This window comes from Sporolactobacillus sp. PKPK-6 (assembly GCF_056678885.1).
In genome coordinates, this window is sequence record NZ_JBWXPA010000001.1 from 1,477,573 (window position 1) to 1,496,568 (window position 18,996).

The following is an 18,996-nucleotide window of genomic DNA, read 5'->3' on the forward strand; positions in this document are numbered from 1 at the left end:
GCACCTTGTCTGCGTGCTTCTCTCTTTGTCATTTCCCATGAAAAAGATAATTGTCAACCGGTCGTCAAAATGTCGGCGTCGGTTCCCCACAAGAATACGTGGAAACCAACGAACTCGTCAATTGAGCAAATGAAGGATAAAAACGTAGACTTTTCCAAATGAATTATTTAAATCATAGGTCTTAAGACACATGTACTATTGCATTAATGACAAACAGTGTCATATTCTCTAATGCCGCAGAACAGTTTTTCATTTTGAATGATTGATGTTCGATTCATGCCTGTCCTAAACTCCTTTATACATGTGAAAAATGTAAACGCATGCTCCGTTGCAATTAACGATTTGCATGTATTGTCATGAAAAAGTAATAAAAATGGGTCTAAGAGACCGTGAGCAAAAAATATTTTTGGATAATTTTACTATAAATTAATTTAATTCACAAAACTAATATCATAAGTTAAAATACTAATAAAATTAGTTTTGCGGAGGTCATTTGTATGCGCCTATTAAAATACGATCATTTTTATCAGCTGACTTTTTTTCCGACTTTGTTTCCCGTGAATTGCTACCTCGTTGAAGAAGAAGATGCACTTACGTTAATCGATTGTGCGCTTCCATCAAGCACACAATCAATTTTGAAAGCTGCAAAACGGATTGGTAAACCGATTACTCGTATTGTCTTGACTCATGCACATGGCGACCATGTCGGTGCACTCGATTCGTTGAAAAAAGCACTCCCGAGTGTCACCGTCTATATTTCCAAACGTGATGCGCGCCTGCTTGCCGGAAAAGTTGACCTTGATCCTGATGAACCACAGCTTCCCATTCGCGGGGGTATCCCTAAAAATATTCAAACCGTACCCGATCGCCTTGTGCAAGAAGGTGATACCATCGGCCGTCTGCTGGTCGTATCCAGTCCCGGTCATACCCCCGGCCATATCGCATTTTTCGATCGAAAATATGGTGCACTTTTTGCCGGTGATGCTTTTCAAGTGCGCGGCGGGATTGCTGTCAGCGGTCAATTAAAATGGTTCTTCCCGTTTCCCGCACTCGCAACATGGAGTAAGCATACGGCTTACACAAGTGCGAAGAAATTACTCAATTTGAAACCGTACTATTTGTCCGTAGGACACGGCCGCGTACTTGATCAACCGGAGCAGGCCATGTCTGGAGCGATCAGCTTTGCCGAGCAAAAAATGAAGGAGAATTAAGATGCGCCAAGGGCTAACGAAACAGCAAATTATTAAACAAGCTGCTCAGCAAATTGAGGAGACCGGTCTGCATAACCTTACGCTCGCCGCGCTCGCTCAGCGACTTCACATCAAAACACCGTCACTTTATAATCACATAAACAATCTAACCGATCTGAGGAACGGCCTGTCCTGTTATGGATTGAGTATGCTCACGGAAAAATTGATTCAATCCGCACTGGGTAAATCGCAGGACGATGCCCTGTTCGCCATAGCCGGTACCTACATCGCTTTTGCAAAAGAGCATCCCAATCTCTATGACGCAATCATTCATGTGCCTGATCCCACCGACCCCGATCTTCATCAAATCGCCGAAAGGCTGCTTAACTTTTTGTTTAAAATTCTTGAAGGCTATCCTTTGAGTGAGGAGGATCGCGTTCATGCTGTTCGCGGATTGCGCAGTATTGTCCATGGATTTGCCAGTTTGCAGCTGCATCAAGGATTTAACATGAAAAATGATCAAGACGAGTCTTTGAAATGGATCCTTTCCGCTTATCTTGCGGGGCTGAAGTTGAATTTGTCAAATAAGTCATAAAAGATGCTTGTTGATTGATCTGATCCATTAAAAATGCCGCCCGATCAAAGTAATGATCGAACGGCGTTTATTCTTCTCACCCTTCTAATTGTGCGATGAATTCTTGGTTTCGTGCATTGGATCACGATTTTCGTGCATTGAGCCTTGGGTTTCGTGCATTGAATTTGGCCCACCCTTCTAGTTGTGCGTTGAATTCTTGGTTTCGTGCATTGAGTCTTGGGTTTCATGTATTACGCTTGTTGTATTCCCACCCGAGCCACCCGCAAATAACTTAGTTCGACTAGTAGCTAACATTATGACAGCTTTTTGCCATTTCCATGATATCCGACTCAAATTGTGACAAATATCATACACTTTTTCCTTTTTTAGTTTTCATCGAATCTTCTATGCTACTATAATAATGCTTTCATTTTTGTCTATTTTGTAACAAATTATTGTCGAAAAGAGGAATTCATCATGGTTTCATCAAAAATACATCAAGAATCATCTCGTCTGTCGGTGCGTAATTACGCAACAATCGGCATTTTCAGTGTGCTTATGATTATTTTGGCGATTGCCGTGGCCATTCCGGCAATGTCCGTAGTCTATTTCTCAATGTTCATCAGCAGTCCGTTGATTGCCTTTCTGTCTGCACCTCTATTTACTTTTATGGTCTTGAAGGTGCATAAGCGCGGAACTGTCTTGGTCTACTGCCTGATCATGGCGATTCTGTATTTGATAAGCGGAACGCCTTATCTCGCCGCATGGTTCGTCCTTTCCGCTATTCTGGGCGAACTCGCAATGACCGGACATGATGCGTATAAAAATTTCATTCGAATCACGATCAGCTGGATCATTTGTTCGCTGTTCCGTGCGACAAACGGGATGATCGATATTTGGTTTTTCTCTAAGCAATATCTTGCTTCCGGTGTCAGCAAGGCACACTTTAATCAGGTTGCTCATTATTACTACTCAGTGCCATGGGTCATTTTTATCCTGCTGCTGACTGCCATTGGCGCCCTGCTTGGCGGACTTGTGTCGGCGAAGCTGATGAAGAAACACTTTGTGAAAAGTGGGCTGCTTCGATGACACGTTCCGCTCTTCATGTGGATTTCCGGGCAAAGCTGGCCGTTTTTGCGCTGATGTTCGTGCTGTCTGCCCTGCTCACGCATGATGGATCGGTTTGTCTTGCCATGCTTTTCATGATGCTTTACCTTTGCGCGCAATCCTTTTACCGCGCAGGCATTATCTATTTTTTTGCCGGATGCGCAATTGCTCTTCTGCGCAGTTTATCCGGGTCTGAGGGAATCACCATTTTTCTTCCCGATGTTCTGCTTTTCGCGATCTTGCGTATTTCGCTCGTCATGATGGCTGCTTTTGCAATGGTACGTATGCCGCCTGGGGAAATTACAGCGGCATTTATGAAAATGCGGCTGCCCTCAGCTCTCGCATTGCCGATCACGTTCATGCTCCGCTTCGCACCGACCGTCCGTGGAGAATTTCGGACTGTACTGGCGGCGCTCCGCATGCGTGGTCTGTTGTCTTTGGCTCATCCGCTGCGGGCATTCGAATATACATTAATCCCAATGATTACCCGCAGCTCGGTCATTTCAGATGATTTAGCCGCTTCTGCTGAACTGCGCGGGATCTCCAATCCGGGAACACACAGCTCGCTGCGGTTGATTCGTTTTCGACTGATTGACGGCATTCTACTCATTTTAGCATTCGTTTTTTCGGCGATCTGTCTCTATGTTGACAAGTGGGTGATGATTTGATTGAACTTCAACAGGTTTCATTTTCTTATGGGAACGAGCCTCCGGTTGTTCGCGATCTGAATCTTACTGTAAATAAAGGAGAGCTTGTCGTCATTACCGGCAAAAGCGGCTGCGGGAAAACAACGGTTACGCGCATCATCAATGGCTTGGCGACACACTTCTATAAAGGTGAACTGAACGGCCAGGTTGTGATTGACGGTAAGAACCAACGCGACCTTCCCTTTTGGGCCATTGGGAAGCGGATCGGTGCTGTGCTCCAGGATCCGAGCAGCCAATTCTTCGCAGATCAGGCCATTGACGAAATTGCCTTCGGCTGTGAAAATTACGGACTGGAGCGTCATGAGATGCAGCAGCGTATTTCTCGTGCTGCTGAGAAGACAGGAAGCACTGCGCTGCTTGATCAGCGGCTTCATGATCTTTCGAGCGGTCAGCAACAGCGGCTGGCCATCGCCAGCATCTATGCGATCAATCCGGATACCTATGTATTCGACGAACCATCCGCAAATCTTGATTCAGAGGCAGTTGATCAGCTGTGCCGATTGCTAGCCGCACTAAAAAATGAGGGGAAAACCATACTTATTGCCGAGCATCGTTTGTTCTATTTAACCGAGATCGCTGATCGAATTCTGTATATGGAAAACGGTGTAATCACTGAGACTTTTTCCTCAGCAGAGCTGTCCCGCCTGAACCATGACGATTTGCGCCGACTCGGTCTGCGCTGTGCCAGCCTGCCCGATCTGAATACAAGCGAGCGAAGTACAAATAAGGAAGAAGCCATGGTGATTGAACACCTTTCTTTTGCCTATAAAAAATCACCGGTCATTCACGACTTCAGTCTGCGCATCGGCAAAGGCGACGTGGTCGCTCTCACCGGTCCGAATGGCGCCGGCAAAACAACATTGGCAAAAATTCTGTGCGGATTGATTACGGAAAAATCAGGCCAAATTCTGATGAATCACCGTTCGGCAGGTCGCAGACTGCGAAGAAAGCTTGCTTTTTTTGTCATGCAGCATGCCGACAGCCAGCTGTTCGCCGAAAGCGTGCTTGAAGAAATCCGACTCAGCGCACAAGTTCCTGAACAGGCAGAAACTCTATTGCAATCGTACGGGCTGTTTCCGTTCAAGGATGCTCACCCATCAACATTATCCGGCGGTCAAAAACAGCGATTGCTCCTTGCTGTCGCTGAGAGTATGGAACCCTCAATCCTAATTCTCGATGAACCGACCAGCGGACTTGACGGGGAAAACATGCGGCTGCTTGCAACAAAGCTGCGTCAATTGGCCGCTCAAGGAAAAACAGTGCTTGTCATCACGCATGACCAGGAATTCATTACACTGGCATGCACGCGTCTTATTAGGATAGATCATGGCAGGAAAGTCACTGATGCAGCGATTATACGTTAAAATGCGCCGTTTCCGGCGCATTTTTTTATACTATAAGTATATAAATTTTAAGGAAAATAAGTTATATGTACAACTAAGTCTTCGCCTTCGTCAGAGGCTTGGCGAAGCCAAGTTTTCTAATACTGATTCCGTTCCGCGCCTCTTGATCTTGTCTTTAACATTTCACCTAAAGACGATGCCCGCTTGCCCTGCTTCGAGCCAAGTTGTTAGACGCTCATGTTGATGAATGCTACACTAATCGTGAATAGCGAAAGGAGCGATCATTATGAAAATCGGTTTTATCGGCAGCGGCAATATCGGCCGAACCGTTGCCTCTTGCTTTCTCCGTGCCGGTCATTCCGTTGTGATGTCCAATTCCCGCGGTCCGGAAACACTGTCCGACTTGGTCAAAGAATTAGGTCCTAAGGCAAAAGCTGCAACTGCGGAACAAGCAGCACATGAAGCTGACTTGATTGTTGTGACGGTACCGCTTTATGCGCTTCCTAAATTATCAACCTCCGGAACGGATGGCAAAGTAATTATTGATACCATGAACTATTATCCATTCCGAGATGGGCATATCGCATCGCTTGATGACGGAACGGCGACGACCAGTGAATTGACGGCGGAACATTTTCCGAATGCACGCGTAGTCAAAGCGTTCAACTCAATCATTGCTTCAGAAATTCAAACAACTGCCAAACCGCAAGGCGATCCGCAACGACGAACGCTCCCGATTGCCGGAAACGACGCGGAAGCAAAGAAAACAGTCATCGACTTGATTGAATCCATTGGTTTCGATGTCTATGACGCCGGTGCGCTGCATGAAGGCTATCGTTTTCAAAATGGCACTCCAGCTTACTGTGCCCGTGCGAACCGTGACGAATTGATTCATCTTCTGCAACAAGCGTGATTTCTATCTAGTTGACATAAACTAAAGGCGGCACAGCGAAAAAAAAATCGCTGTGCTGATTTTTAACGTCCTGGATAAAATGTGATTTGGCATCCATTCTTCGGTTAGGCGCGATTATTTCTGGATTAACTTGAATTTTTCCCCGATTGATGCCGAATTTGTCCTGATATAAGTTGCCATGGGCTCGATTCCCGGAATAGATGCACTTTTCCCCAGATTGGCCTGAAGTTTTCCCGGATTAAACTGTTTTTTCCCTGATTCATTCCGAGTTTGATTGGATAAAAGTCGCAGACACACTCGATTCCCGGATTAGGGGTACTTTTTCTCTGATTGTTTCGGACTTTCCCCCGATTAAATTGATCGTTTCCCTAATTAATTCCGAGTTTGTCCGCATGAATTTTTACGCATGTAAAAACCCCCTCGTTAGAATTTCTGCGAGGGGGCTGCTTATTTTTTTACATTGCTTTGAGTCGCTCGATCCGGCTCTCGGTTGATGGGTGAGTCGCGAACCAATTGGTTTTCTTGTGTTTCTTGCCAAACGGATTGGAAATATACATTGAAGCAGTTGCATCCTTAACATGCTTCATGCCTTTGTCATCACTGCTGATCTTGGTCAGCGCGTTGATCAGACCTTGAGGATCACGAGTCAATTCCACTGCTGAGGCATCGGCCAAATATTCACGGTTGCGCGATACCGCGAGCTGAACGAATTGCGCAACGAGCGGGGCAAGGATAATCAGAACAAGTGCGATCACCATAAAAATCGGGTTCGATTTCTCATTGTCGCGCTTATTGCTTCGGCCGCCGCCCCAGAAAAACATGCGCTGGCCAATGTCCGCGACAACAACGATCACACCGACAAGTGCAATACACAGTGTCATCAGACGAATGTCGTAATTTCTAATGTGAGAAAATTCGTGTGCGGTGACTGCTGCGATCTCCTCACGGTTGAGCCGTTCAAGCAGGCCGCTCGTGAAGGCGATCACGCTGGACTCCGGTTTCATACCGGTCGCAAACGCATTGGGTGACGGGTCATCGACAATGTAGATTTTCGGCATGGGAACATTCGCCGCGAGCGCAAGCTCCTCAACCACGTTAAACACCATTGGATTGTCGCTTTTGTTGATCTCTCGCGCGCCAGCCATGCTCAGAACTTGAGCACGAGCACTTGCAAACGTAATGGGCACATAAAATGCGAGTACCACCGCCGCAATGATCGGTCCTGAAAGCATGTCCCCGTTCAGAAAATAGCCGACCGCCCAGCCGATCACAAGGACAAGAAAACAGAAAAAGGTGAGCAGCACGAGCGTTTTTCGCTTATTTTGTTGGATTTGTTGATAGAGCATGAGCAGCCTCCGTTAAAAGGTAACCTTAGGCACGTCGCGTTCAGCCTCAGGGATTGTGAGCAGCTCTTCTCTTTTGAAGTTGAACATTCCGGCGATAATGTTCGATGGGAACGATTCACGCTTGATGTTATAATCCTTCACCGTCTTGTTATACAGCTGACGGGAATAAGCAACCTTGTTCTCTGTTGTCGCCAATTCTTCCTGGAGCTGCAGAAAGTTCTGATTCGCTTTCAAATCCGGATAGGATTCTGCTAAAGCAAAAATTGACTTCAACGCACCTTCAATCTGGTTATCCGCTTCAATTCGCTGCTGCGGCGTACCACTGATCAAACCATTTCGTGCTTCAATAACCTGATTCAGCGTTTCTTTTTCGTGCTTCGCATAGCCTTTAACCGTTTCCACGAGATTCGGGATCAGGTCATGGCGCCTCTTTAGCTGCACATCAATCTGACTGAACGATTCCTGCACCCAGTTGCGGAGCTTGACCAAACCGTTGTATTGAGCAATAAAATAAATCACGATAATTGCTAGGATGGCGATAATAATCCATGTTGTCATAAGTTCCCTCTCCTTTTTTTCTGTTGATTTAAGTATAGCATTTGAATGTCATCCATAGCCTATTCATGTAATAATTCCTATAAGAATAGGAAAAAACAGCTCCTCACGGTGTAAGATGCTGCTCAAGTTATGCTTCGTTTTCTTTTTTTTGAAAATACTCGATCATCCATGAGGGTACTGCATGCTTACGTTGTACAACGATTTTTCCACTTTGTATGATTGCTACTGTAGTCGGAATACCTCCAGTATTATCAATCAAAAATGACTCATCCAAAGCATCAATAAGTTTAAGAAAATGGTTAATTGACCGATCTTTTCTGCGAAATACATCTGCTTTGGGAATATTATGTCCTCCATTTTCAACACGATATTTAATTCTTCTTAAATTATACGAATCGTCTTGTAAAAACAAAAAGAACATTTTGATGGTAAATCCTTTTTCTTTTGCAGTCAAAATTTGATTCACTGCAAGTTTCCCAGATAGCGTTGTTTCCATTGAAAAGTTTATTTTCTTTTCAATACACTCGTGAATCATTTGAATTTTTTCCCTGCTTTTATTTGAGGATTATTCACATGATTTAATTTCATATTTTTGGCTATTAAGTCGGTGTCAACATTGATGTCGGAATCCATTTTATCCAAAATTAAGCTCCGAAAAGTACTTTTACCACTTCCGTTATTTCCGGCAAATACGTACAGTGTGCACATAAAGTTAAGCCTCATTAACGATTTTAATCGTTCCATCCGGATATTCTTCAACCATTTGTCCATTTTTCTTATAAACAATCGGTGTATTATTGGCCTTGCCGTCGATACGTGCACGATCAATGATGTATGGAACCATTCGAAGGATCTCTTTGTCTCTAGAATCAATATTTTTGTTCAAAGTAAACGACCTCCGTTCTCTTAACATGCTTTACTTAAGTATATCCTGTTTTTCTGCAGAATCCACAATAGAAAGAATAAGACGGCTTCTCTTTGCTCAAGCCGTCCTTTTTAAAAAATTATTCCAAACAAAAATCCTTAATCCGTTCGCGATCGGCGCGCGTGATGCCGAACTCTCGCTCCAGGTACTTGCCGAACTTGCCGTAGCTGCCGAAAATGGAGCCGATCGATGCGTCCAGGTATTCTTCGTGCAGCAAGAAGCCTTCTTCAAAATTTTTCAGTTGGGCTCCGGATACGTACTGCGCAGCTTCGGCAAACGTTTCCTGGTGATAAGCAACCAATGTTTTATTTGAGAAAAGGTAGTCCTCCATAATGGTTTCGAAGGAAACACCAAGGGTACGCAAAAGCAGCATTGCGCCGACACCGGTTCGGTCGCGGCCGCCGGCACAGTGGTGAAGCACCGGTAAATTTTCTTCCGGTTTCTTAAACAACTGCATCAATCGTTTATACGAACCGTTCTCAATTGGCATTTTTCGATAGACTTGCGCGAATTTTTCACGTGTAAATGTTTTATAAAAAAGCTCCGGATTCCACTCATCTCTGGCGGTCAATTTATCTTCCCCATTTACCGCAATTCGTTCATGCCGTTCGTTGCCAATTTGCGGATCCGGCTTGAGCACAGCTTCCGCTTTGTCACGGTAATCATAGATGAGTTTGAGATTCAAAGGCTTTAGATTTTTTTTATCTTCATTCGTCATTCCGGTCAGTTCCGCAGAACGAAAAAGAAGTCCCTTTTTCACTTTCCGTCCGTCTCGTGCTTTTATTCCGCCCATATCGCGAAAATTATATACACCTTCAAGAGGCAGCACGCGCTCCATCAATACATTGCTTTCCATCAGCATCCCCTCTTCCCATTCAGCTTCTCTTTTTCATTTATTTTATCATAGTTTGTTATTCAGTTTGTTGCGACAATGCTAACGATCTGTCAAACTTTTATTTACTTAGTCTTTTTAAATGGAGATGGTGCAACCTGCGCGTACTTCCTATTGACCGGGTTCAACAATTGCGCAAGAACCGTATCTTGAAACCTATTCCTTGGGTTCATCGAATGGTCCTTAAAGCGACAAAATAACAGGAGGTAAAGAATGATCTTTTTCGAAAAGCTCTTTAACTGGTTATTTTTTATCGGTATTATTCTGCTTTTCGGCCGGCTGCTGACGCTGATTTTCCGGTTGATGCATGTGCCGTTTACAACCTTTTTCAAGGATTACAGCGTGATTTCTCTGATCATTTTAGTCATTGGCGCTATTGGATCTGAAATGATTAAAGGCATGAAGAAAACGAAAAAGTAACGTGCTCAGTCGAACTCCGCGACCCAATTCTGATCGCTCGCCGCTCTAAAGCACAGCTTGATTTGTTTCGGAGTATTCTTTTCCTCAGCAAGGGGCGGCAGTTCGTCGATACCAAAGTATCTGGTCTCAGTTGTTTCAATGTTTTTTTCAAATTGTCCGCCAATCAGTGTGCAAAGCACGAACACTTTGCAGACGCCATAAGCATACACCGGAAGATTATGTGCATTGCGATCTTGAATGGCAATAAGCCGAATCGGAACGACGTCCAGTCCGGACTCCTCCTTCACTTCCTTGATTGTATTCGATTTAATCGATTGATCCACATCGACCCATCCTCCGGGCAACGACCATGTGCCGGCATTCTCTTTCACCAGCAAAATCCGGTTATCTTGAAAAATCGCCGCACGTGTATCAAGCTTCGGTGTTTGATAGCCGGTTTCATTGCAGAAAATCGCTTTGACATGGTCGAGCGAGAAACCGGTTTTCAGGCTCAGCATTTCCGCTGCAATTTCACGAATGCGTGCGAATCGTTCCTGATCAAAGCGATCCTTTGAATAGGCGAGACCGGCCTGTGCCAGGGCTTGAAGCTCCATCGCCCAGTTCAGCCAAGGTTTATCGCTAAATCGTTCGCTGTTTCTCTCATTCATGCAAATCCCTCCAATGGGTATGTATCTATGAAAAGTTGAAATAATCATGTACGATGATGGAAAGCACTTAATTAATGATGAAATGGGGAATCAGGATGAATAACACTGATAAATTTACCGGTAAAGCTTCAATCTACGCTCGCTTCCGTCCCGACTATCCGCAATTGCTGCTGGATGATCTGCTTACCCATCCGAGTCCGCAATTTATTGTCGCCGATATTGGATCAGGCACAGGCATTCTGACCAGACAACTGCTCGATCGCGGCGTCAAGGTTATCGCTGTTGAACCCAATGAAGATATGCGTACCGCCGCGGAGACATCACTCAACACGTATTCTCAGTTCACATCAGTCTCCGGCAACGCCGAGCACACGCAACTTCCTGACCATTGCGCGGATCTGGTCACGGTCGCACAGGCGTTTCATTGGTTTGACGTCAATGATTTCAAGAAAGAATGCTGCCGCATTTTAAAGCCGGATCAAAAAGTTGCCCTTATTTGGAACAGCCGCATACCGAACGCACCGCTCATTAAAGAAACCGCGAAAATCTGCAAGACATTCTGCCCAAATTTTCGCGGCTTCTCCGGCGGTATTGATGGTGACCGTTCAAGTTTTTTACGCTTTTTCCGAGATGGCGCGTATTCTGTTAAAACCTATAGTCACCCGCTCCGGTATACGCTCGATGCCTTTATCGGCCGGCATTTATCGGCTTCCTATGCCCCTAAGCCGGGCGATGCAAGCCGCCAGCCGTTCGTTCAAGCGTTGACGGAGCTGTTCTCTCGTTATGAACAAAACGGTGCTGTTTCGTTTCCGAATGAAACACGATGCTATTATGGATGCGTATAAAGATCAGCCGTTTCCTTCTGAAAATTCCGGATAAAGTGACATACCACCATCCACAAAAATAGTCGTACCGGTCACATAACTTGATTCATTTGAGGCGAGCCAAGCCGCTGCGGCCGCAACTTCTTCCGGCTTGCCGATATAATTGATTGGAATCAGGTTCAGGGTACTTTGTTTTTGTTCGGGATCCGCAAACTTTTCTGCGTTGATTGGCGTTTGAATGGCACCGGGTGCAATTGCATTGACTCGAATGCCGCGTTTGGCGTATTCCAAAGCAATTGTTTCCGTGAACAGTTTGACGCCTCCCTTGCTGGCGGCATAGTGTGCAAAAGTCGGCCACGGAATTCGTTGATGAACGGAAGACATGTTGATGATTGTGCCTTTTTTATTGTGTGCCAAATAATGGTTGATCGCTGTCTTCGCACCGAGGAATACTCCGGTCAGATTGACATTCATAACCTTCTCCCAGTCTTCAAGACTGAGCTCATGCGTCTGTGCCCGATTTTCCATCCCGGCATTATTAATCCATACATCCAATCCGCCAAAATGTTCTACTGCTGCATCCAGCAAGGACTGGACGCCGCTCTCGGTTCCCACATCCGCTTGCACTGCAATGGCTTTCCCACCGGCCTTGTTTAATTCTTCAACCGTTTGTTCTGCCTGCCCGCTGCCACTGTTGTAGTTGATGACCACCGACATCTTTTCTTCGGCTAATCGGCGCGAAATTGCATTCCCAATTCCTTTAGATCCGCCTGTGACAACAGCTGTTTTTCCGAATAGATCTGAATACATAGTGCTCCCTCCAATTTTTCGTGTTCCTTTTATTGTGAGAAAAATCAGCGGGAATATCAAGTCAGACCGGTTGGCGATATTTACGCAGCCTCAAGCAGGCGAGCCAATTTAGTTTATTTTATTAAAACATGGAGACTATAATAATCTCTGTGAACATGATGGATGTTTCTGACTGTGACCGAGTTGTACGCGAACCTAGGAAGCACTCAATTCGGATCTATTTCAACATGAAGGAAGAGGAATTAAGTCATGAATCAGACCATGAACAAGGAACAAGTTAAAGAAAACATTTTATCCGCATTTCAATTCAGGCACGCCTGCAAGCAATTCGATCCGGCAAAGAAAATCAGCGATGAAGATTTTCAGTTCATTTTGGAAACCGGTCATTTATCGCCAAGCTCATTCGGTCTTGAACCGTGGAAATTTGTCGTCGTACAAAATAAAGAGCTGCGCGCCAAGCTTGCCCCGGCAGCTTGGGGGGCAACCGAAAAGCTGAAGACTGCAAGTCACTTCGTGCTGATTTTGTCTCGGCTGCACTCCGGACTGGATGCACATTCCGAGCACGTTCAGCACATGATCAATGACATTCAGCAATGTCCGCCGGATGTTGCCAAAATGATGACCAATGCGATCGCTAATTTTCAAAAGGTGGATTTCACCCTGGCTGAAAATGAACGTGTCTTCTTCGAATGGGGTTGCCGCCAGTGCTATATTGCGCTTGGTAATATGATGACTGCAGCTGCTGAAATCGGCATCGATTCCTGCCCAATGGAAGGCTTCAACAAGGATCAGGTGGAAAAAGTCTTAAGTGAAGAAGGCATTATTAAGGGCAACGATTTCGGGATTGCCTGCATGGCGGCTTTTGGTTATCGCGCCAAGGACCCACGTCCGAAGACAAGACAGCCGATTGAAGACGTCATCGAGTGGAAAAATTAACCTTTATTATAAGAAGAGACCTGCGTGAATTCGTTGCGCAGGTTTTTTTTACACTCCAAGAACAATTCTTTGACTTACTTTTTGTAAGAAAATAAACTATAGCTATCAACAGAAAGAGGTGGGACAATGACCTATTTATATAAAATCACCAAGCCCGAAACAGTTACAGAGACGACTCCAATCCTTTTCACGATGCATGGCGTTGGCTCCAATTATCACGATCTCAGCTCCATTCCCGGAGATGGTGAGAAAAATTTTGTACAGATAGATGTACAAGGCGACCGGCCATATGGCTCCGGATTTACGTACTATGTGCCCGACTTTTCACGACAGACTGAAGAGGAAGTGATTAACGGCACCTTGCATGATCTTGATACATTCTTTGATGAAGCGATTCAAAAAGAAGGGCTCTCCGAAAAACAACCGAGATATTATCTTGGCTTCAGCCAAGGTGCCATTTTGGGCCTGTCCTACACTCTGCTTTATCCTGAAAAATCGAGTGGTGCTGTGATTTTGAGCGGTCGTCTGCCCGGCTATGTCGCTGAAGCTGCCCGAACAACAGAATTTGGCACGCAGCCAGCTTTCTTTGTCGGACACGGACAGTTTGATCCTCTCTTTCCGGCAAAAATCGGTCAGGCGACGCAGAGCTTTCTCGAAGGTAAGAAGCTGAGTGTCACCTATAAAGAGTACCCCACTGCTCATGGTGTCATTATGGATGAAGTCAACGATATTCAGAACTGGCTGAAGGCTCAGTTCGAGGCATAAGGTTGAACCCCCATTCGAGAACAATTCGAATGGGATTTTTTTAGCTTTTGCCAGAATGACAACCAGCCAAAAGTGTCACTGTCCAGATTCGATCAGTGTCACTCTTTTCTGTTCGATCATATCGCGCTGCTGCTTCAGATCGGTAATTTGCGCGTCTAAAGTGCTGAGCAGGCTATTGGTTTGCTGAAGAACTTTTCTTGTCTGCGATTCTGAGTTCTGAATCTTGCTGTGCACCATCCAATCGGTCACGATGTTATCAAAAAAGTAATCGGCGAAGTTCAGGAGTTGATCATTTTCGAGATCAGTTAGCGCGGCATCGGTAATATCACTCAATTCATTCTGAAATTGTCTCAGCGCTTGTTGCGCTTCATGAATATCGCCATGCGCGTCATCCATCTTTTCATGTTTTATCGCTGTCGAAATGAAGCCGCCACCGAACATGTCCCAGTTCGACCAACCTTCCGCAGACCCTAACGATTTCAGTGCGCGTTCAAGCGCGTTGCGTGCCTGCGCACCTGCCGTGAACGCTTCGCCATACTCTTTGAGATTTGCGCGAAGCTCCGCCTCATGGTCCATTAATTTGTACAGCTCTTCGCCTAGCGGTGATTGGGCGTCATGAATAAGTTGCTCTTTTCTCTGCATCCACTCTGAATAGCGCTCATCCGCATTTCGCACGGATGCTAACTGGCTTTCTAGCTCAGCCATTTCTTTTTTCATATCCTCCGAAGTGCGACAAGCCTCCTGATACTTCAGCTCTGCCGCCACTGCTTCCTGCTTCTCCTTATCAATTTTTTCCAGTTTTCGTCCAATAATTGAATAAAGAATAGCGGGCACGCTGAACGACTCCATACGCTCTACATCTCTTTGTTCCTTATGAAGCATGGATTTAAGCATATGCACTTTTATTTCCTGCTGCTCTGCCTCATCCTGCAGACGCCCAAGCTGATCTTCCCATTTCCGTTTGTACTTCACTTGTTCTTTGATTTCTAGAAGTTCTTTGTCGAATCGATCAAGCATTGCGATTTCCCCCTTTTAATAATGAATCAGTGTTCCCGCAAGTCGAAACAGCAACGGAATAGCCAATAGCAAAAGTGCAGCCATGATCCCTGTTGCGCCAATTAAATCGGCAAGTGACAAGAGTTTTATTTGAAAAACTCTTGTGATCAGAAGCCCATTCACCGGCACAAGCACCAAGAGTCCTGTCATCAATCCCGGCGAATATCTTCTTTCAAGAATCGTTGATGGCAGATGAACAAGGAAAACGTTGAGGATCATTGCACCGACATAACCAAAATAAGCATATTTCAAAAACCATTGATCGGGATAGAAAAGATAGAAAGCCGTGATCAAAACCGCAAGAGCTGTGACAAAAAGAACAGCGAACAAAAATTGATCTTGCGTAGGCTTTGGTTGCCTTTTTATTTTCGACGGCTGCGCAGATTTTCTCACAAGCCAAATGGCTTCCTCAGCATTATGAAGGAAGAAGGCAAGTATGAAAAGTAGTAAAAGATATGAGGACATGGCGGCCTCCTAAAAGTTAATAACCGGCTGCAAGATACTTGAGAGTGCGGACATCCAATCATCATCAAAGTCGTTGATTCCATTTTATTCGTTATGTATTGCGAGGGTCCTATATGAAGTGACAAGAATTGTGCGATAGGTATAGATTTTCATTTGTTAGCTTTCTTGTTTTTCTTTGCTTTCCACTCGGAATCAAGTATTCCGTACACGACATGATCCACGTAATGATCGTAAAGCCATTCGGCTTGGCGGATGCAGCCTTCTTGCTTAAATTCGAGCCGTTCAGGCACGGCACGACTCTTTTTATTGCCTGAAGCAGCGCGAATTTCCACCTTGTGCATTCCGAGTTCATTGAACGCGTAATCAGTCATTGCGGCAGCCGCGCGTGTCATGAGCCCCTTTCCTTGGTAACCGGCACCAAGCCAATAGCCAATTTGCGCAGTCTTGTTCATCATATTCAATTCATTGAACCCGATCACTCCGGCAGTCGCTCCATTGAACAGAATGACCGTTGTCAAGCTGCGATTCTCACCATAACCTCTTTGCGCGCCTTGAATGAACGCACGCGTATCGTTAACGGTTCTTGTCATATCCAGCCAAGGCAGCCATTCGCGCAAATGATCGCGCGACTTATCGGTCATCTCAAAGATTCGCTCTGCGTCACCCAGATCAATGAGTTTCAATGAGATCTCATTATCAATTTTATGAAGGAACATAGGACGCATCCTCTCATTTTTTTCTATTGTATCATCACTTGAACCACAATATAGTTTAGAATGGAAAAAAAGCACTGGAGAGATGTTGATGAAAAAAATTGGGTTGATTTTCGTCTGCATGATACTTGTTATTATTTCGTCATGCAGCTCATTAAGCAAGGAGCCGCCGAATGCTCAAGTCACCGTGCAGCACAAAAAAGTGGAAACACGCAAAGGAGGCTATGAATGGAGTTATTGGTTGATCAGCCACACCTATACTACTGCAGACGCTTCATCGCAATGGACGGAAAACTTGCGTACACAGTCTGTTGAACCCGGTCAAAAAGCAATGGTTTCATTTTCCGATCACTCCCAGCCAAAATTCAGCGCGCATATCTATAATCATTATCGCAAGGGCACAGTACTGCCTGTCAAGAAAAATCAAATCACACTGCCGAAAAAAAACGTCATCTTCATAACGGGTATGTCCGGCACCGGAAAATCCACCACGTTGATTGAACTGGCGCGCAGAGGATACACCGTTGTCGACACCGACTATGATGGATTCAGTATGGAGGTGCCGCTTGCCGGTGGGCAGGGTTTTGAACAGCTGTGGCATGAAGAGCGCATAAACGAGCTTCTTTCAAAGCATGATGAAGGCATAGTGTTTATCTCCGGCTGCGTCCGCAATCAGAGCAAATTTTACCCTCAATTCGATGTCATTGTACTCTTGTCTGCACCTCTCGAAACCATCCTTGAGCGTGTCAAAACGCGTAATAATAATCCCTTTGGAAAAACGTCAGAAGATCGAGAACGGATCATAAGTGACTGTACCGCAGTTGAACCGCTTCTTCGTGCCGGGGCCACTTTGGAAATCAATACGCAAAAACCAATTCATGCTGTTGTTGATGAACTTGAGGCAATCGCTAAAGCCATTTACTAACACATTTATAAAAACTCAGTAGAACGCGTCAGGTCTTTACTTCCGCAGGATGCGGTAGCTTTCGTGTTGCGTGCAGGACGTACTTTCACAGGACGTGATGGTTTTCGCGTTCTTAGCGAAAGTTTCTTTGCTCCAAATGCAGTATTGAATCATCCACCTTGTGCTTGAACAGACATCTCGATTTCATAAGGCAATGTGTCCTTAATTAAGTAACGAGTAAAATAAGCGGAGATTTTCCGGTTATATGCACCATGGACCTGGTTTCGCCGGTAAATAAGGGGAATTTTTCCGGTTATACAAAACAAAACCTTCCATTTTCACGTTTTTCGTGTTCGATAAGCGGAATTTCTCCGTCTATTTAAGTTATTCTTTCGTTCATTTTCTAATTAAGCGGAATTTTTCCCTTTATTTCTCAGATTTGACGTTAAAACCTGATCGTCCAACCAAATCTTATGACCTTGTCGTCGTACCAGCAAGGAAAAATGATAAACTTTCTTTACCTGTGAAAAAAGCGGCCCAAGCATTCGATTTGAATGCCAAGCCGCCTTTTTTGTTTCATCTATCTATTTTTCAGATCGCATAGTCATTTTTATTTTTTCTGCAGCATCTCATATACTTGCTTCACATCTTTATCGCCGCGGCCGGAGAGGTTGACGATGATGCTTTCGTCCTTCGGCAGCGTCTTTGCAAGTTTCATTGCATAAGCTACGGCATGCGCGCTTTCCAGCGCCGGAATAATTCCCTCAACCTTAGAAAGATTCAAGAACGCATCAAGCGCTTCTTGACCGGTCACGGTCACATATTCACCGCGGCCGGATGCCTTCAAATAGCTGTGCTCCGGTCCGACGCCTGGATAATCCAGGCCAGCAGCAATGGAATAGGTTGGCTTTGGATTATTATTTTCGTCCACCAGGGCGTAACACTTAAATCCGTGGATAACCGCCAGCACTCCTTCAGCAATGCTTGCTGCTTCAACAGGCTCCACACCGACAAGACGGACACTCGGTTCGTCAATGTAATGGGCAAACGCGCCGATCGCGTTGCTGCCGCCACCAACGCAGGCAACAACTGCAGTCGGCAGCTTGCCTTCTTTTTCCAAAATCTGACGTTTCGATTCCTCACTGATTACCGATTGGAAATGGTGCACCATCGTCGGATAAGGGTGCGGCCCGACCGCCGAACCAAGCAGATAGTAGGTCGTCTCATGGTTTTGAACTAAGTCGCCTAATGCAACATCAACGGCATCCTTCAGGCGTCCTTGCCCTTTTTCCACAGGCACGACTTCAGCGCCAAGCAGTTCCATCCTGAAGACGTTCAATGCTTGGCGTTCGGTATCGTATTTACCCATATAAATGGTACACGGCAAACCAAAAAGGGCTGCAACAGTCGCGGTCGCGACACCGTGCTGACCGGCACCGGTCTCGGCAATAATCCGCTTCGCACCCATTCGTTTCGCCAATAAAATCTGGCCGATTGTGTTATTAATCTTGTGCGCGCCTGTGTGGTTCAAATCTTCTCTTTTCAGATAGATTTTCGCGCCGCCCGCTTGTTCCGTCAGATTCCTCGCAAACGTCAGCGGATTTTCACGCCCCACATATTCTTTCAAATAATAATGCAATTCCTTGTTGAACTCAGGGTCATCCTTGTACCTGTCGAACGCTTCGGCGATCTTCGCTAAAACCTTTTGCAATTCCTCCGGTACATAGCTTCCGCCGAATTCACCAAATGTTCCTGCCTCTGTTACTACGCTCATACTCTTACTCATCTCTACTCAGCTCCTGTTCTTTTTTTCGCATCCGCCCTATGGAAGATGCCGAAAATGTGGTGCTCTATAAGTTTCTGATAAATTGCTGATAAAGTCAAGGTAAATTAATTGACTG

The 18,996-nt window shown here is 45.3% G+C and carries 22 protein-coding genes; 11 read left to right on the forward strand and 11 right to left on the reverse strand.

Features of this window, described 5'->3' with window-relative positions; all coding sequences use genetic code 11:
- The first annotated feature begins 497 nt into the window (after positions 1-497).
- The 6 genes from AC1MBV_RS07085 to AC1MBV_RS07110 all read left to right on the forward strand — a co-directional run bounded on the left by AC1MBV_RS07085 (position 498) and on the right by AC1MBV_RS07110 (position 5,834).
- Positions 498-1,211, forward strand: coding sequence for an MBL fold metallo-hydrolase (locus AC1MBV_RS07085; RefSeq protein ID WP_255747391.1), 714 nt, complete (start codon positions 498-500; stop codon positions 1,209-1,211).
- 1 nt (position 1,212) lies between these two features.
- Positions 1,213-1,785 carry a TetR-like C-terminal domain-containing protein gene (locus tag AC1MBV_RS07090; RefSeq protein WP_255747393.1) on the forward strand — a complete coding sequence of 191 codons (573 nt, stop codon included), beginning with the start codon at positions 1,213-1,215 and terminating at the stop codon, positions 1,783-1,785.
- A 456-nt stretch (positions 1,786-2,241) separates the two neighbouring features.
- Positions 2,242-2,853: an MptD family putative ECF transporter S component gene (locus tag AC1MBV_RS07095; RefSeq protein WP_480947978.1), complete on the forward strand. Its 612-nt coding sequence runs from the start codon at positions 2,242-2,244 to the stop codon at positions 2,851-2,853.
- The gene (locus AC1MBV_RS07100; RefSeq protein ID WP_480947979.1) at positions 2,850-3,539 is read left to right on the forward strand and encodes an energy-coupling factor transporter transmembrane component T; all 690 of its coding nucleotides are present in this window, start codon (positions 2,850-2,852) and stop codon (positions 3,537-3,539) included. The genes AC1MBV_RS07095 and AC1MBV_RS07100 overlap by 4 nt, the downstream gene beginning before the upstream one ends.
- On the forward strand, positions 3,536-4,942 hold the full coding sequence (locus tag AC1MBV_RS07105; protein ID WP_480947980.1) for an ABC transporter ATP-binding protein: 1,407 nt from the start codon (positions 3,536-3,538) through the stop codon (positions 4,940-4,942). The genes AC1MBV_RS07100 and AC1MBV_RS07105 overlap by 4 nt, the downstream gene beginning before the upstream one ends.
- Before the next feature lie 265 nt (positions 4,943-5,207).
- The gene (locus AC1MBV_RS07110) at positions 5,208-5,834 is read left to right on the forward strand and encodes an NADPH-dependent F420 reductase (protein ID WP_480947981.1); all 627 of its coding nucleotides are present in this window, start codon (positions 5,208-5,210) and stop codon (positions 5,832-5,834) included.
- Positions 5,835-6,289: 455 nt separating this feature from the next.
- Here the strand turns inward: AC1MBV_RS07110 and htpX are convergent, their stop codons facing one another.
- The 5 genes from htpX to AC1MBV_RS07135 all read right to left on the reverse strand — a co-directional run bounded on the left by htpX (position 6,290) and on the right by AC1MBV_RS07135 (position 9,519).
- Entirely contained in the window at positions 6,290-7,180 is an 891-nt protein-coding gene (htpX, locus tag AC1MBV_RS07115; RefSeq protein ID WP_480947982.1) for a zinc metalloprotease HtpX, read from the reverse strand.
- Between the two features lie 12 nt (positions 7,181-7,192).
- Positions 7,193-7,738: a LemA family protein gene (locus AC1MBV_RS07120; protein WP_253063526.1), complete on the reverse strand. Its 546-nt coding sequence runs from the start codon at positions 7,736-7,738 to the stop codon at positions 7,193-7,195.
- 127 nt (positions 7,739-7,865) lie between these two features.
- Positions 7,866-8,234 (reverse strand): hypothetical protein, encoded by a 369-nt coding sequence (locus tag AC1MBV_RS07125; protein WP_480947983.1) that lies wholly within the window; start codon positions 8,232-8,234, stop codon positions 7,866-7,868.
- 216 nt (positions 8,235-8,450) lie between these two features.
- The gene (locus AC1MBV_RS07130) at positions 8,451-8,624 is read right to left on the reverse strand and encodes a hypothetical protein (protein ID WP_255748341.1); all 174 of its coding nucleotides are present in this window, start codon (positions 8,622-8,624) and stop codon (positions 8,451-8,453) included.
- 118 nt (positions 8,625-8,742) lie between these two features.
- Positions 8,743-9,519, reverse strand: a complete 777-nt coding sequence (locus tag AC1MBV_RS07135) for a tyrosine-protein phosphatase (RefSeq protein WP_255748340.1) — start codon at positions 9,517-9,519, stop codon at positions 8,743-8,745.
- A 249-nt stretch (positions 9,520-9,768) separates the two neighbouring features.
- On the opposite strand from AC1MBV_RS07135, the gene AC1MBV_RS07140 reads away from it, so the two are divergent.
- Entirely contained in the window at positions 9,769-9,975 is a 207-nt protein-coding gene (locus tag AC1MBV_RS07140; RefSeq protein WP_255748339.1) for a hypothetical protein, read from the forward strand.
- 5 nt (positions 9,976-9,980) lie between these two features.
- Here the strand turns inward: AC1MBV_RS07140 and AC1MBV_RS07145 are convergent, their stop codons facing one another.
- Positions 9,981-10,622 carry an NUDIX hydrolase N-terminal domain-containing protein gene (locus tag AC1MBV_RS07145; RefSeq protein ID WP_255748338.1) on the reverse strand — a complete coding sequence of 214 codons (642 nt, stop codon included), beginning with the start codon at positions 10,620-10,622 and terminating at the stop codon, positions 9,981-9,983.
- A gap of 95 nt (positions 10,623-10,717) precedes the next feature.
- On the opposite strand from AC1MBV_RS07145, the gene AC1MBV_RS07150 reads away from it, so the two are divergent.
- Positions 10,718-11,467, forward strand: coding sequence for a class I SAM-dependent methyltransferase (locus AC1MBV_RS07150; RefSeq protein ID WP_255748337.1), 750 nt, complete (start codon positions 10,718-10,720; stop codon positions 11,465-11,467).
- A gap of 3 nt (positions 11,468-11,470) precedes the next feature.
- Here the strand turns inward: AC1MBV_RS07150 and AC1MBV_RS07155 are convergent, their stop codons facing one another.
- Complete coding sequence (locus AC1MBV_RS07155; protein WP_255748336.1) at positions 11,471-12,256, reverse strand: glucose-1-dehydrogenase; 786 nt, start codon at positions 12,254-12,256, stop codon at positions 11,471-11,473.
- Between the two features lie 249 nt (positions 12,257-12,505).
- Between AC1MBV_RS07155 and AC1MBV_RS07160 the strand changes: the two genes are divergently transcribed.
- Both AC1MBV_RS07160 and AC1MBV_RS07165 read left to right on the forward strand, forming a co-directional pair.
- A complete protein-coding gene (locus AC1MBV_RS07160; RefSeq protein WP_255748335.1) occupies positions 12,506-13,192 on the forward strand; it encodes an NAD(P)H-dependent oxidoreductase in 687 nt (228 codons plus the stop codon).
- A gap of 126 nt (positions 13,193-13,318) precedes the next feature.
- Complete coding sequence (locus AC1MBV_RS07165; protein ID WP_255748334.1) at positions 13,319-13,957, forward strand: alpha/beta hydrolase; 639 nt, start codon at positions 13,319-13,321, stop codon at positions 13,955-13,957.
- 75 nt (positions 13,958-14,032) lie between these two features.
- Here the strand turns inward: AC1MBV_RS07165 and AC1MBV_RS07170 are convergent, their stop codons facing one another.
- From AC1MBV_RS07170 to AC1MBV_RS07180, 3 genes are all read right to left on the reverse strand, one after another.
- A complete protein-coding gene (locus AC1MBV_RS07170; protein ID WP_480947984.1) occupies positions 14,033-14,974 on the reverse strand; it encodes a hypothetical protein in 942 nt (313 codons plus the stop codon).
- A 15-nt stretch (positions 14,975-14,989) separates the two neighbouring features.
- Positions 14,990-15,478 (reverse strand): HXXEE domain-containing protein, encoded by a 489-nt coding sequence (locus tag AC1MBV_RS07175; RefSeq protein WP_255748332.1) that lies wholly within the window; start codon positions 15,476-15,478, stop codon positions 14,990-14,992.
- Positions 15,479-15,627: 149 nt separating this feature from the next.
- Positions 15,628-16,194 (reverse strand): GNAT family N-acetyltransferase, encoded by a 567-nt coding sequence (locus AC1MBV_RS07180; RefSeq protein WP_255748331.1) that lies wholly within the window; start codon positions 16,192-16,194, stop codon positions 15,628-15,630.
- Positions 16,195-16,282: 88 nt separating this feature from the next.
- Between AC1MBV_RS07180 and AC1MBV_RS07185 the strand changes: the two genes are divergently transcribed.
- Positions 16,283-17,116, forward strand: coding sequence for a shikimate kinase (locus AC1MBV_RS07185; RefSeq protein WP_480947985.1), 834 nt, complete (start codon positions 16,283-16,285; stop codon positions 17,114-17,116).
- A 589-nt stretch (positions 17,117-17,705) separates the two neighbouring features.
- On the opposite strand, the gene trpB is transcribed toward AC1MBV_RS07185, so the two are convergent.
- On the reverse strand, positions 17,706-18,869 hold the full coding sequence (trpB, locus tag AC1MBV_RS07190; RefSeq protein WP_480948273.1) for a tryptophan synthase subunit beta: 1,164 nt from the start codon (positions 18,867-18,869) through the stop codon (positions 17,706-17,708).
- Positions 18,870-18,996 lie beyond the last annotated feature (127 nt).